This is a genomic window from Dyella sp. RRB7 (genome assembly GCF_022761115.1).
Taxonomy (GTDB): domain Bacteria; phylum Pseudomonadota; class Gammaproteobacteria; order Xanthomonadales; family Rhodanobacteraceae; genus Dyella.
The window spans coordinates 149811-162795 of the sequence record NZ_JAKWJS010000006.1 but is presented as its reverse complement, the minus strand read 5'-3'; the positions used below and the strand labels follow the sequence as shown (position 1 = coordinate 162795).

12 protein-coding genes are annotated in these 12985 nt (G+C 66.1%); 5 read left to right on the top strand and 7 right to left on the bottom strand.

All coding sequences use genetic code 11. The features are described 5' to 3' along the window. Positions 1-17 precede the first annotated feature (17 nt). The 7 genes from MJ606_RS14505 to MJ606_RS14475 all read right to left on the bottom strand — a co-directional run bounded on the left by MJ606_RS14505 (position 18) and on the right by MJ606_RS14475 (position 4780). Positions 18-1109 carry a Zn-dependent alcohol dehydrogenase gene (locus MJ606_RS14505; protein ID WP_243050249.1) on the bottom strand — a complete coding sequence of 364 codons (1092 nt, stop codon included), beginning with the start codon at positions 1107-1109 and terminating at the stop codon, positions 18-20. Between the two features lie 20 nt (positions 1110-1129). Next, positions 1130-1963 carry a TetR/AcrR family transcriptional regulator gene (locus tag MJ606_RS14500; protein ID WP_243050248.1) on the bottom strand — a complete coding sequence of 278 codons (834 nt, stop codon included), beginning with the start codon at positions 1961-1963 and terminating at the stop codon, positions 1130-1132. 189 nt (positions 1964-2152) lie between these two features. Next, complete coding sequence (locus tag MJ606_RS14495; RefSeq protein WP_201316151.1) at positions 2153-2314, bottom strand: 30S ribosomal protein THX; 162 nt, start codon at positions 2312-2314, stop codon at positions 2153-2155. Between the two features lie 69 nt (positions 2315-2383). Then, complete coding sequence (locus MJ606_RS14490) at positions 2384-3364, bottom strand: cation diffusion facilitator family transporter (RefSeq protein ID WP_243050247.1); 981 nt, start codon at positions 3362-3364, stop codon at positions 2384-2386. A 60-nt stretch (positions 3365-3424) separates the two neighbouring features. Further along, the gene (locus tag MJ606_RS14485) at positions 3425-3850 is read right to left on the bottom strand and encodes a MerC domain-containing protein (protein WP_243050246.1); all 426 of its coding nucleotides are present in this window, start codon (positions 3848-3850) and stop codon (positions 3425-3427) included. Positions 3851-3960: 110 nt separating this feature from the next. After that, positions 3961-4470: a transcriptional repressor gene (locus MJ606_RS14480; protein ID WP_243050245.1), complete on the bottom strand. Its 510-nt coding sequence runs from the start codon at positions 4468-4470 to the stop codon at positions 3961-3963. Positions 4471-4495: 25 nt separating this feature from the next. Then, a complete protein-coding gene (locus MJ606_RS14475; RefSeq protein WP_243050244.1) occupies positions 4496-4780 on the bottom strand; it encodes a hypothetical protein in 285 nt (94 codons plus the stop codon). 102 nt (positions 4781-4882) lie between these two features. Between MJ606_RS14475 and MJ606_RS14470 the strand changes: the two genes are divergently transcribed. The 5 genes from MJ606_RS14470 to MJ606_RS14450 all read left to right on the top strand — a co-directional run bounded on the left by MJ606_RS14470 (position 4883) and on the right by MJ606_RS14450 (position 12984). Beyond that, positions 4883-5572, top strand: coding sequence for a response regulator transcription factor (locus tag MJ606_RS14470; RefSeq protein WP_243050243.1), 690 nt, complete (start codon positions 4883-4885; stop codon positions 5570-5572). Continuing rightward, entirely contained in the window at positions 5565-6938 is a 1374-nt protein-coding gene (locus tag MJ606_RS14465; RefSeq protein ID WP_243050242.1) for a HAMP domain-containing sensor histidine kinase, read from the top strand. The genes MJ606_RS14470 and MJ606_RS14465 overlap by 8 nt, the downstream gene beginning before the upstream one ends. Positions 6939-7106: 168 nt before the next feature. Further along, positions 7107-8285: an efflux RND transporter periplasmic adaptor subunit gene (locus tag MJ606_RS14460; RefSeq protein WP_243050241.1), complete on the top strand. Its 1179-nt coding sequence runs from the start codon at positions 7107-7109 to the stop codon at positions 8283-8285. Positions 8286-8320: 35 nt separating this feature from the next. Next, positions 8321-11509 (top strand): CusA/CzcA family heavy metal efflux RND transporter, encoded by a 3189-nt coding sequence (locus tag MJ606_RS14455; protein ID WP_243050240.1) that lies wholly within the window; start codon positions 8321-8323, stop codon positions 11507-11509. Further along, positions 11506-12984 (top strand): efflux transporter outer membrane subunit, encoded by a 1479-nt coding sequence (locus MJ606_RS14450; RefSeq protein ID WP_243050239.1) that lies wholly within the window; start codon positions 11506-11508, stop codon positions 12982-12984. Before MJ606_RS14455 ends, MJ606_RS14450 begins: the two co-directional genes overlap by 4 nt. The last annotated feature ends 1 nt before the right edge of the window (position 12985 follow it).

The window sequence follows — 12985 nt, the reverse complement described above, 5'->3', positions numbered from 1 at the left end:
TTCAATGGGAAACCGGATCAAAACGAAGTGATGACGCTGCGCGCGATGGCGCCGCCCTTCAACTCTTCGTAGGCATCGTTGATGTCGGCGAGCTTGATTTCTCTCGAGATCAGGTCGTCGAGATTGAAGCGGCCTTGCAGATAGAGATCGGCATACATCGGGATATCGTGCTTGATATTGCTCGAACCCATGTACACACCCTTTACCGTGACCTGACGACTGATGAGGTCGGCGAGGACGTCGACGGCGATGGCACTGCCGGGCTTGTGCACGCCGATCATGTAGGCGCCACCGCCGAGCTTCGCCATCTGCACGGCCTGCTCGGACGTCGACTTCAGGCCGATGACCTCGAACGCATGGTCCACGCCGCCGTTGCTGAGCGCGCGCACGGCTTCCACCGAGTCGCCGTTGCCGGCGTTGACGAAGTCGGTGGCACCGAACTTGCGTGCCAGGGCCTCCTTCTTCGGCTGCATGTCGACCGCGATGATCTGCGCGGCACCGGCGAGGCGGGCGCCGGAAATCACGTTGAGGCCCACGCCACCGACGCCGATCACGACCACGCTGTCGCCAGGCTTGATGCCCGCCGTGTTGATCGCGGCGCCCGCGCCGGTGACCGTGCCGCAGCCGAGGATGCATGCCTGCGCGAACGGGATTTCCTTGGGCACCTTCGCCAGCTGGTTCTCGTGGACCAGCGCCTGCTCCGCGAAACCGGCGGTGCCGAAGACCTGCGTGACGGGTTTGCCGTCCTTGTCGAGGCGAGGGGCTTCGCCGGGAGCGCGAAGCGTCTCGCCCGGATGGCGGCACTGATAGGTACGCCCGCCGAGACAGGCGTCGCAATGGCCGCAGAACTGCACCAGCGATGCCACTACGTGGTCGCCAACGGCAAACTCGCGCACGCCTGGACCGACTTCCTTCACGATGCCAGCCAATTCATGGCCAAAAACGGCGGGAAGAGGCACGCCGAAGTCGCTCTCGGCCATATGCAGATCCGAGTGGCAAAGGCCAGAGGCCTTGACCTGGATTAGCACTTCGCGGCCTTCCGGCGCGGCGATATGGATGTTCTCTATGTCGAACTTGCCGCTTATCGCGTTGAGTACAGCTGCTTTCACGATGCTCTCCTTGACCTGTTTCACTGCTTCTCGATGTGCATTTTCGGCGCGGGCGACGCCTTCGCCGGCTTTGCGCGGTGGGATTCGGGGGCGTACCAGGACGGGTACATGGCTTCGACGGCGCTCAACAACAGCTCTCGATTGCGCGGCGCGGGCAGGCGAAGCCATGCCTCGAATGCGCCGGCGATGCCGTGCGAAAGGAAGCCGGCGTACAACGTCGCGGCTTCGGGTGTACAAACGGGCGCGCCGGAAAAGCCTTCGCGGAAGATATTGAGCACCGATCGCTCCACGTGCTCGGCAAGCACGACACGCAGGGCGAACAGCGAGGACCCGTGGGCCGATCCGGCATACACGGCCTCGTGCCTAATGACGTGGTCGGCGATCTGGTTCATGGCGTGGCGGGTGAGGTCGCGATACAGAAGACCATCGCGCTCGATCTCTTCCATGGCCGCGCGATACACCTCGTCAAGTTCGGCCGAAAGCGCCCGCGTCAGCAGCTGCATGGGGCTGTCCGCATGCGCGTAAAACGTACTGCGGTTGATCCCGGCACGCTGGGTGATTTCCAGAACGGATGTGTTGGTGATCGATTTTTCGCTTGCCAGTTGGAGCACGGCTTCGACAAGACGACGACGGGTGTTGGTGATGCGCGCGTCCTCGTGCGGGGAGACGCTGGTGCTATCGATCGGTGTCATGCGGTGAACCTGATGTCCGGCGGGCCCGCAAAAGGTGAACCCCTCGGCACAGAAAAGCAACACATGTTGTTTAGCGAATGCGAGGCATGCTTGCTGCATCGCAACTAAAAATGTCGCGAGGTACGCAATCTCCGGCGCCTGGCGCGCCGTGCGTCGCAGCAATCAGGTTTCCCGAATCGGTCGATGGGGCACCCGGCAAGATCAGGCGCCGCACGCTCAACTGCCCTCGCCCCGGTTCTCCGCGGGCAAGGCACGGCGCGAGTCCGCCGAATGGCGGCTACCGCCCCAACCGCGCGGCCAAAAACAAAAAAGCCCCGCCAGGGCGGGGCTTTTTTTCGAAGGAATGCCGGCTTAGGCCGACTTCTTCTTGGGAGCAGCCTTCTTGGCGGCGGCCGGCTTGGTCACGGTCGCCTTGGCACCGGCCACGGCCGGCTGCAGCGAATGCGCGCGGCTGTTGCCATAGCTGCCACGGTAAGTCTTGCCACGACGGGTCTTGCGATCGCCCTTGCCCATGAGGGAACTCCTTGATTCGTTAGGGTGAACGGCCGACCATCGTATCAGCCACCGCCCAAAGCGCAATAGTCAGCGGTGACCGTGCCCGGCGCATCCATGCATCTGGTCCGAACACGGCTCCGCATCGATCTGCACCGTCACGTGCTGGATGCCAAAACGCTCGGCCAGCACCTGGTTGATCGCGGTGATCGCGGCCGTGCTGCTGCCCTCATCGTGCAGTTGCGCATGCAGGGTGGCCATGCGCGAACCCGAGGCCAGCTGCCAGACATGCAGATGGTGGATATCGCGGATCGAGGCATCGGCCAGGCGCAGCGCGTCGGCCACGTCGCCGGTATTCATGCCCTCGGGCACGCCTTCCAGCAGGATATGCGCCGAGCGACGCAACAGGCGCCACGCGCTATTGAGGATGAGCAGCGACACCAGCAGGGAAAGCACCGGGTCGGCCCAGTTCCAGTCCAGCCAGCGCACCAGCAGCGCGGCCACCACCGCGGCTACCGAACCCAGCAAGTCACCCAGCACGTGCAAGGTGGCGCCAGCAAGGTTGACGTCGTCATGCGCATGACCGTGCAGCGTGCGCAGCACCAACAGGTTCACGACAAGGCCGGCTATGGCCACCACCAGCATCATCCCGGACAGGATGTGCGACGGGCTGAACAGGCGCGTGATCGCCTCATAGGCAATGAAGGCGACCAGCACGAACTGGGTGAGCGCATTGACGAAGCCGGCCAGCACTTCGAGACGCCCATAGCCATAGCTGCGACGCGCATCCGCAGGCCGCCGGGCGAACCATGCGCCGACCACCGCCAGCAGCAGCGCCAGCGCGTCGATCAGCATATGGCCGGCATCGGCCACCAGGGCGAGCGAGCCCGACCAGAAACCACCCACCATCTCCACCAGCATCATCAGCGTGGTGAGCACGAACGCGAAGATCAGCTTGCGCTCGCGCCCGCTGATACCGCCATGGTCTTCATCGTGGGAGTGGCCGTGCGCATGACCGTGGGCGTGGTCATGATCGTGGTGGTCGTGGGTATGGGCGCGGGCCGTGTTCATGGGCGAATGCTAGAAACCGCAAGGCCCGTTACACAATCACGAGGGTCCCGACCGGTGGCCTCAATGCGCACACTGGGGACCGTGCACGTGCGTGGCCCGGTGCTTGCGCAGGTTGACGAAGTGTGCCGATGCGACCAGCAGGCCACCGCACGTCACCAGCACGCTATGCAGCGCGATGGAATAGTTTTCGGCGAAGGTGACGCCGGTGATCAGCAGCGCCAACCCGGGCAGCGCCAGCAGCAACGGCAGCGGCTGATGATGGCGGCGATAACCGGTGATCAGGCTGGTCAACGCGAGCGCGCAGGCAAACATCACAAAACCGCGCTCGAAACGATGATCGGCAAGAAAGCTCAGCCCAAGCAGCGGCAACACCGCCAGCACGAACGGCAGCGCCGCACAGTGGATGGCGCACAGGAACGAGGCCGTTGCGCCAAGCCGGTCGGCCAGGAACCACCAGCGGGATTTGTTTGCTTGTCTGGCATCCATCGGTTTGGACCGGAGCGCATCGCAAGTCGGGCAAGATCACCCTAGGCTGCGCATGTTACATTATAACGTCGCAAACGCAAACCGACCCCGCGCGGGACCGCGGAGCCTGCTTAAGCCTTGCGACAGTTCTTGCAGAGGCCGTGCACTTCCAGCGTCTGCGCCTGCGGGCGGAAGCCGAAGGCCTTGGCTTGTGCCTCGATCAGCTCGGCCACGCGCTCGTCGCACACTTCCTGCGCGCTGGAGCAGTGGTCGCAGATGAGGAACGGCACCTGGTGTGCCTCGGCCGGATGATGGCAGGAGACGAAGGCGTTGATGGATTCCAACTTGTGGATGAAACCGTGCTCGAGCAGGAAGTCGAGCGCGCGGTACACCGTGGGTGGCGCCGCATTGCCATGGCGCTCGCGCAGTTGGTCGAGCAGGTCATAAGCCTTCACCGGCTTGCCGGCGGCGGCGACCAGTTCCAGCACTTCCTTGCGCAGCGGCGTGAGGCGCAGGCCGCGCTCCTCGCTGGCGTGCTCCACCGCGCGCACGAAGCTCTGGGCATCGTCGTGATGGTGGTCATGCACATGCGGCTTGCTGGAGACGGTCTGGCTCAATGGGTTCACCTCGCGTTTCATCATACACCCCTGCGCAAGATCCCTCGATTCAACGCCGGCGCGGCAGCGGCGGCGGCACCGCCCTTGGCCTGGGACGCGGGCGCATCAGCACCACGACCCAGCCGAACGGGCCGAGCGCGGCGGCCCATGCGATGCCTTCCAGCAGTCGCCCCCGCCACCAACCGAGCAACGCACCCACCACCACAAACACCACGCTCCACCAGAACAGGGCCGCCCATGGCATCGCCGCCATCAGGTTGACGAAGATCCGCAGGAAGGCATCCGGGCTGTCCGGATCCACGCCCTGCATCGCCTTGTCCAGCCACTGCTCCACGAGCCCCCCGCCAACTGACTACGATAGGCGGATGATGCGGCCTGCGCGCGTGGCATGCACCCACCGCCTTGCCTGCCCCACCTATTTGCCGGACCGGAAGCCATGCGCTGCCTGCTGATCGAGGATGACACCCAAACCGCCGCGTTGATCCGCGAAAGCCTGGGCCAGGCGGGCCACGAGGTCGAGGTGTGCCATGACGGCACCAGTGGCCTGGCGCGCGCCACCGGCGAACTGTGGGATCTGGTGTTGCTGGACCGCATGCTGCCCGGTGGCCTGGACGGGCTGGACATCCTCGCCGCGATGCGCCTGCGCGACGACCGCACGCCGGTGCTGGTGCTCAGCGCACTGAGCAGCCTGGACGAACGCATCCGCGGCTTGCGCAGCGGTGGCGACGACTACCTGACCAAGCCGTTCGCACTCGATGAATTGCTGGCGCGCATCGAAGCGTTGGCCCGGCGCGCCGGCCAGCGCGCCGAACCTGCACTGCTTCGCGTCGATGACCTCACCCTGGAACCGCGCACGCGCCGGGTCTTCCGTGGCGGCCGGCCGGTCCTGTTGCAGCCGCGCGAGTATCAGTTGCTGGAATACCTGATGCGCCACCAGGGCGAAGTGGTGACGCGCAAGATGCTGCTGATAGCGGTGTGGGGTTATCACTTCGACCCCGAAACCAATGTGATCGACGTGCAGATGAGCCGCCTGCGCAACAAGATCGACAAGGACGGTGCCGCGACGCTGATCCGCACCGTGCGCGGCGTGGGCTTCACCATTGGCGGCAGCGACGTCGATGGCTAGTTTTCGCCATTCGGTGGTGTTCCGCATGGCCGCAGGCTATGGCCTGCTGTTGCTGCTGTCGGTGGCGGTGATCTCCACCGTGTTCTATGTCGCCACCGCCGGGCTGCTCCGTCGCAATATCGACGAACAACTGCGCAGCACCTCGCGCCACTTGATCCAGGTGGAGCAGCAACAGGGCATCGGCGCGCTGGCACTGGAGGTCCATGGCCTGCTCACCGACAACCAGGACAGCGACACCGAGATCTACCTGCTGCTCGACGCCAGCGGGCACCCGCTGATCGGCAACCTCACCGCGTGGCCACCCTCGGCCGTCACCAGCGATGGCCTGCGCCAGCTCGAAGTGCGGCGCCTGGGCCGCCACTCGCTGAGCCGCGTACTCAGCTATCGCTTCGCCGATGGCAGCGTGCTGCTGGTGGGGCGTGACATGCGCGACGTGCGCGAGCTCGAACACATGATCCTGGTGGCGCTGGCGCTGGGCGGCATCCTGGCGGTGATGCTGGCCGGTGGCGGCGCCGTGCTGTTCCGCGCGCAACTCCAGCGCCAGCTCAAGGCGATCCACCGCACCACTACCGAGATCGCCGCCGGCCGGCTCCATCGGCGTGTCGCGGTGGGACGCTCGCGCGATGAATTTGCGGTGGTCGCTCGCGACATCAACGACATGCTCGATGAAATCGAGCGCCTGATGGACACCTCGCGCAACGTCTCCAATGCCATTGCGCATGACCTGCGCACACCGCTGGGCCGGGTGCGCGGCGCGCTGGAACAGGCCCTGCGCTCGCCCCAGCGCGAAGAACGGCTGCCGCAGGGCGCGCAATACGCCATCGACGAGATCGACGGCCTGATCGCGGTACTGGACAAACTGCTGCAGATCGCCGAGGCCGAATCGGGAGTGCGCCGGCAAAGCTTCGAGCCGCTGGCCGTGCGCGGGCTGCTCGACGACATCATGGAGCTTTACCAGCCGGCCGCCGAAGCCCACTCCATCGGCCTGCAATGCACGGTCCAAGGCGAACCCCGGGTACTGGCCGACCGGCACCTGCTTGCCGGGGTATTGGCCAATCTGCTCGACAACGCGTTCAAGTACGCCGGCGAGGGCGCCAACGTCCAGGTGTTGGCGATGCAGGACGGCGAGCGGGTGAACATCAGCGTGCGGGACGATGGCCCCGGTATTCCGGAAGCGGCGCTGTCGCGGGCCACCGAGCGCTTCTTCCGGGTGGATGCCAGCCGGCACCAGCGCGGCAACGGGCTGGGCCTGAGCATCGTGGCGGCAGTGGTGGCGCTACATCGCGGCCAGCTCACCCTGGAAAACACTTCGCCCGGCCTGAAGGTCGACATCATGCTTCCCGCGGCCAGCCTTTCCAAACCGTAACTGTCGCCGCCGCCGGCACCGGACTAAGTTTCCAGCGGACGTTTTTGTCGTGTCCGCCGGATCGGGCAACGTGCTGGCGGGCACCAGAGAAGTCGTGGTGACCAGGCGCATGCGCCTGGCGGATTTCGTGCGCATTCCCCGGCGCCGGCGAGCAACGGCAACAGGTACATGAAAAAGCACCAAGGACGACTTATCGCGGGCTGCTGCATGCTGGCGGCCATCCTGCTGGTGGTGATCGCGCGCCAGGGTTCGCCGGCCTCGGCACAGATAGCGCCGCAGGCGGCCAAGCCAAGCGACCCGCAAACGGTTGCCATCAATGCCCAGCAGGCGAAGCAGGTCAGTATTTCCGAGGTTACCCAGCGCGAGTTTTCGCCGCGCATCGATGCCGTGGGCTACGTGGATTTCGACCAGGACCACTTCGCCCAGGTGAGTTCGCCGTATTCGGGGCGGGTGCGCGAAGTGTTTGCCAAGGCCGGGGACAACGTCACCCGCGGCCAGGTGCTGTTCTCGGTCGACAGTCCCGACCTCGCCCAGGCCGAAGCCACCCTGGTGAGCGCCGCCGCCGCGCGTGCGCAGACCACCCAGGCACTGGAGCGCGCCAAGGGCATGGCGCAGGTGCAGGCCAATGCGCCGCGCGATCTGGAGCAGGCCATTTCGGACCAGCAGACGGCCGAGGGCAATTACCAGGCGGCGCGACGGGCGCTGCGCATCTTCGACAAGAGCGATGCGGAGATCGACCGCATCGCCTCGACGCATCGTGTCGATGGCGAATGGCGCATCGCCAGCCCGATCACCGGCACGGTCACTGCGCGCAACGTGGCACCCGGCGACCTGGTGCAGCCGGGCGGCACGCCAGTGCCGTTCGATATTTCCGATGCCAGCAGCCTGTGGCTGGTGGCGAATGTCGCCGAAGCGGATGCGCCGCTGGTGCACGTCGGCGAGCCGCTTGCCGCGACCCTGCCCGCGCTGCCGGAGCACCCCATCAGCGCTCGCGTCGACTACGTCGGCAGCGCGTCCGACCCGGCCACGCACCGCGTGACGCTGCGCGCGGTGCTGCATGCGCCGCCGGCCGGCCTGCGCCCGCAGATGCTGGCCAACTACCGCATCACCACCGCCGCGCCGACCCGCCACGATGCGGTGCCGGTGGATGCCGTGGTGCGCGAGGGCACCGGCGCGATGGTGGTGTTCACCACTACCGATGGCCTGCATTTCACGCGCCACCCAGTGCAACTGGGCCAGCTGCAGGATGGCTACTACCCGGTGCTGGCCGGCCTGCCGCCGCATGAGCGCATCGCCGCCGAAGGCGCACTGTTCCTGAGCAACGCGCTAGCACTGCAGTCGCAGTGAGCGCGCAAGCCATTCGTTTTCCATAAGGACTGATCGTGTTCAGAGGTCTCGTCGCGTTCGCGCTGACCCGCCGCGCCATCGTGCTGATGGCGCTGGCCGCCTTCGTCATCGCCGGTCTGATTGCCTATGCCAAGCTCAACATCGAGGCCTACCCCAACCCGGCGCCGGTGATCCTGGAGATCACCGCGCAGGCGCCCGGGCTGTCGGCCGAGGAAATGGAACGCAGCTATACGCGCCCGATGGAAGTGGGCCTGGCCACCACCCCTGGCGTGGAGAGCATCCGCTCGACCTCGTTCTACGGGCTGTCGTTCGTGCGCGTCACCTTCAAGTACGGCACCGACTATTACTTCGACTACACCCAGGCCGCGCTGGCGCTGCAGCAGAACGTCAGCCTGCCTAACAACGTGCAGCCGCAGATCCAGGCCTCCAGCCTGGTCGGCGAGATCTTCCGCTACCAGCTGGTGGGCCCGCCGTCGATGAGCCTCACCGAACTGCGTACCTTGCAGGACTGGGTGGTGACGCGACGCCTGCTGTCGGTGCCGGGCACGGCGCAGGTGGTCACCTGGGGCGGAACCACCAAGGAATACGACGTCGAGGCCGACCTCGCCAAACTGCAGGGCTATGGCATCACCCTGCCCCAGCTGGTGGCCGCCATCGGCAACGCCAACAGCAACGTGGGCGGCCGCACCATCAACATCGGCCAGCAGTCGGTGAACATCCGTGGCGTGGGCCTGATCAAGGATGTCGACGACATCGGCAACACCGTGCTCAACCAGTCCAACGGCACGCCGGTACTGGTCAAGGACGTGGCGAAGGTGGACGTGGGCGCGGTGCCCCGCCTGGGCCGCGCCGGCCGCGACACGCAGGACGACGTGGTCACCGGCATCGTGGTGATGAACCGCACGCTGCAGACCAACGAAGTGGTGGCGCGGGTCAAGGACGAAGTCGCCAAGCTCAACAGCGATGGCACGTTGCCGCCCGGCGTGAAACTGGTGCCGTTCTACGACCGCTCGACCCTGGTGGCGGTGACCACCCACACCGTCTTGCACAACCTGGTGTTCGGCTGCCTGCTGGTGTTCCTGATCCAGTGGATCTTCCTGGGCGATTTGCGCAGCGCCATCATCGTCAGCGCCAACATTCCGGTGGCGCTGTTCTTCAGCGTGATCATCCTGGTGCTGCTGGGCGATTCGGCCAACCTGCTGTCACTGGGCGCGGTGGACTTCGGCATCATCGTCGACTCGGCGGTGATCCTGATCGAGAACATCTTCCGCAACTTCCAGAAGAACGCGGCCGAGCGCCAGGAACTGCTGCACGAGGCGGCGCAGAGCGACCTGGGCACCTACATGCGCGGCGGCGCCACCCATGGCTGGACCGAACGCCTGCGCCTGCTGTTCATCAGCGCCATGCAGGTGGACCGCGCGGTGCTGTTCTCCTCGGCCATCACCGTGGCGGCGTTCATTCCGCTGTTCACCATGCAGGGCGTGGAAGGCCAGATCTTCAATCCGATGGCCCGCACTTATGCGTACGCGCTGTCCGGCGCCCTGATCGCCACCTTCACCGTCTCGCCGGTGCTGGCCTCGCTGTTGCTGCCGCAGCACGTGAAGGAAACCGAGACGTGGTTCGTGCGTGGCATCCGCCATGTCTATACACCCGTGCTGCGCTGGGCGCTGAGGCGCCGCCGCACCACCGTGGGCCTGGGCGTGGGCTTCCTGCTGCTGGCCGTGCTGCTGCTGACCCGCGTGGGCACGGAGTTCCTGCCCGCGCTGGAAGAAGGCAACCTGTGGATTCGCGCCTCGATGCCTTCCACCATCTCGCTGGAAGCGGGCGAGGACAAGGTGGGCCAGTTGCGCCGCATCCTGCTCAAGCATCCGGAAGTGGTGACGGTGGTGTCGCAGCACGGCCGCCCCGATGACGGCAGCGACGCGTCGGGTTTCTACAACGTGGAGCTGTTCGTGCCGCTCAAGCCACAGGACGACTGGCCCAGCGGTCACACCAAGGAGAAACTGGTGGCCGACCTGCAGGGTGAATTCGAGAACGCCATGCCCGGCGTCGAGTTCAACTTCTCGCAGTACATCCAGGACAACATCGAGGAAGGCCTGTCCGGCGTGAAGGGCGCCAACTCGGTGAAGATCGTCGGCCCCGAGCTGCCGGAACTCGAACGCCTGGCCGACCAGGTCATGCGTGTGATGCAGCAGGTGCCCGGCGTGCAGGACCTGGGCGTGTTCCACGTGCTGGGCCAGCCCAACCTCAACATCACCATCGATCGCGCCAGGGCGGCGCGCTACGGCCTCAATACCGGCGACATCAACACGGTGGTGCAGGCGGCGGCGGGAGGCACCTCGGCCACCACCGTGCTCGAAGGCGATCGCCAGTTCAACCTGGTGGTGCGACTGGCGCCGAAGTATCGCCAGAGCATCGAGGACGTCGGCAACATCCAGGTGGGTTACAACCTGCCCAATGGCGGCACCGGCTATGTGCCCTTGCGCGACGTGGCCAGCATCACGCTGGATACCGGTGCTTCGTACATCTACCACGAGCGCAACGAGCGCTTCGTGCCGGTGAAATTCAGCGTGCGCGGCCGCGACCTGGGCAGCACCGTGGCCGATGCCCAGCGGCGCATCGCCGAGCAGGTGACGTTGCCGCCGGGCTATCACCTGGCGTGGGCCGGCGAATTCAACGACCTGCAACAGGCCAAGCAACGACTGGCGGTGGTGCTGCCCATCGCGATGGGGCTGATCCTCGCCCTGCTGTTCGCCTTGTTCAACTCGTGGCGCGACAGCCTGCTCACGCTCGCGGCGATCCCGTTCTCCATTGCCGGCGGCATCATCGCGCTCTACCTCTCCGGACTGGACTTCAGCATTTCGGCGGCGATCGGCTTCGTGTCGCTGTTCGGCGTGTCGGTGATGAACGGCATCCTGGTCATCACCTACTTCAACCACCTCGTATTCGCCGGCCATACACCGCTCGACGCCATGACCCAGGCCGCCGAGCAGCGCATGCGCCCGATGCTGATGACGGCGCTGTCCGCCTGCATCGGCCTGTTGCCGGCGGCCCTGTCCACCGGCATCGGCAGCCAGGTGCAGCGACCGCTGGCCACCGTGGTGGTTGGCGGCATGCTGCTGGGTCCGGTGATGCTGCTGATCGTTGCGCCGGCACTGCAGGTGCTGGTGGTGGAGTGGTCGCAGAAGCGCAAGCAGCGTCGACCGGATGGAGGTGCGCGATGAGCCGTTCCATGCATGCCTGGCGTCGCACGCTGCTGGCCGCGGCGCTGGCTGCGGCCTGCGCGGGTTGCGCCGTGGGTCCCGCCTACCAGCGCCCGGCGACGCCCTCGCCCGCGCAGTTCACCCGCGAGGCGCTGCCTGCCACGGCCGGTGACGACGCCGCCCGGCCGCAGCGGCTCGCCTCCGGCCAGGCCATCGCGCAGACGTGGTGGCAGGTGTTCGGCTCCGACGCCTTGAACGATCGGGTGCAGCGTGCGCTGGCCCACAACCCGGATCTGGATGCCGCCATGGCGGCGCTGCGCCAGGCGCAGGAAAGCGTCGCGGCACAGCGTGCCACCTACTTTCCCTCCGCCCAGCTCAACTACACGCCGTCACGCCAGCGCGATGCGGTGGGTACGCTGTCTCCCGCGCTCACCTCCAACGCGACGTACTACACGCTGCACACCGCGCAGTTGAATATCACCTATGCGCCGGATGTGTTCGGCCTCAACCGGCGCACGGTGGAGTCGCTGCAGGCGCAGGCCGAAAACCAGCGCTACCAGCTCGAAGCTGCGCGCCTGAGCCTGGCCTCCAACGTGGTGAATGCGGCGATCCAGGAAGCGTCGCTGCGCGCGCAGATCGAGGCGACCGAGGCGGTCATTGCCGCGCAGACACAGGCGCTGGATATCCTGCACCACCAGGCACGGCTCGGTTATGCCTCGGGACTCGATGTTGCCGCCCAGGAAAGCGCGCTCGCCCAGGCCAGGCAGGCCTTGCCCGGGTTGCAGAAGCAGCTGGCGCAGAATCGCGACCTGCTGGCCGTATTGTGCGGCGACACACCGGACCAGGCCGGCGCACCGCAGTTCGATCTCGAACACCTCACCCTGCCGGTGACGCTGCCGCAGGGCGTGCCCTCGCAACTGGTGGACCAGCGCCCCGACGTACGTGCCGCCGAGGAAAACGTGCATGCGGCAAGCGCCCAGGTCGGCGTGGCCCTGGCCAATCGCTTGCCACAGTTCACCCTCTCCGGCGCCTATGGCGGCAGTTCCACCTCGTTCACCCGCATGTTCACCGACGACAACGTGTTCTGGGCGCTCGCCGGCAGCGTCAGCCAGACCGTGTTCGACTTCGGCGCGTTGAAGCACAAGCAACGTGCCGCGGAAGCCGCCTTGCAGCAGTCTGCCGCGCAGTACCGCAGCGTGGTGCTCGGCGCTTTCCAGAACGTGGCCGACACGCTGTACGCCATCGACAGCGACGCGCGCGCACTGGCCGCTGCCGACGATGCCGAACGTGCCGCCATGCGCACGCTGGAACTCACCCGGAAGCAGCAGCAGCTCGGCTATGTGGACTCGCTGGTGCTGATCAATGCGCAACAGGCCTATCAGCAGGCACGCATCACGCGCATCCAGGCACAGGCCATGCGGCTTAGCGATACGGCGGCGTTGATACAGGCGCTGGGCGGTGGCTGGCAGTCAGGGCAGACGAGCAAGTCATCCTGAT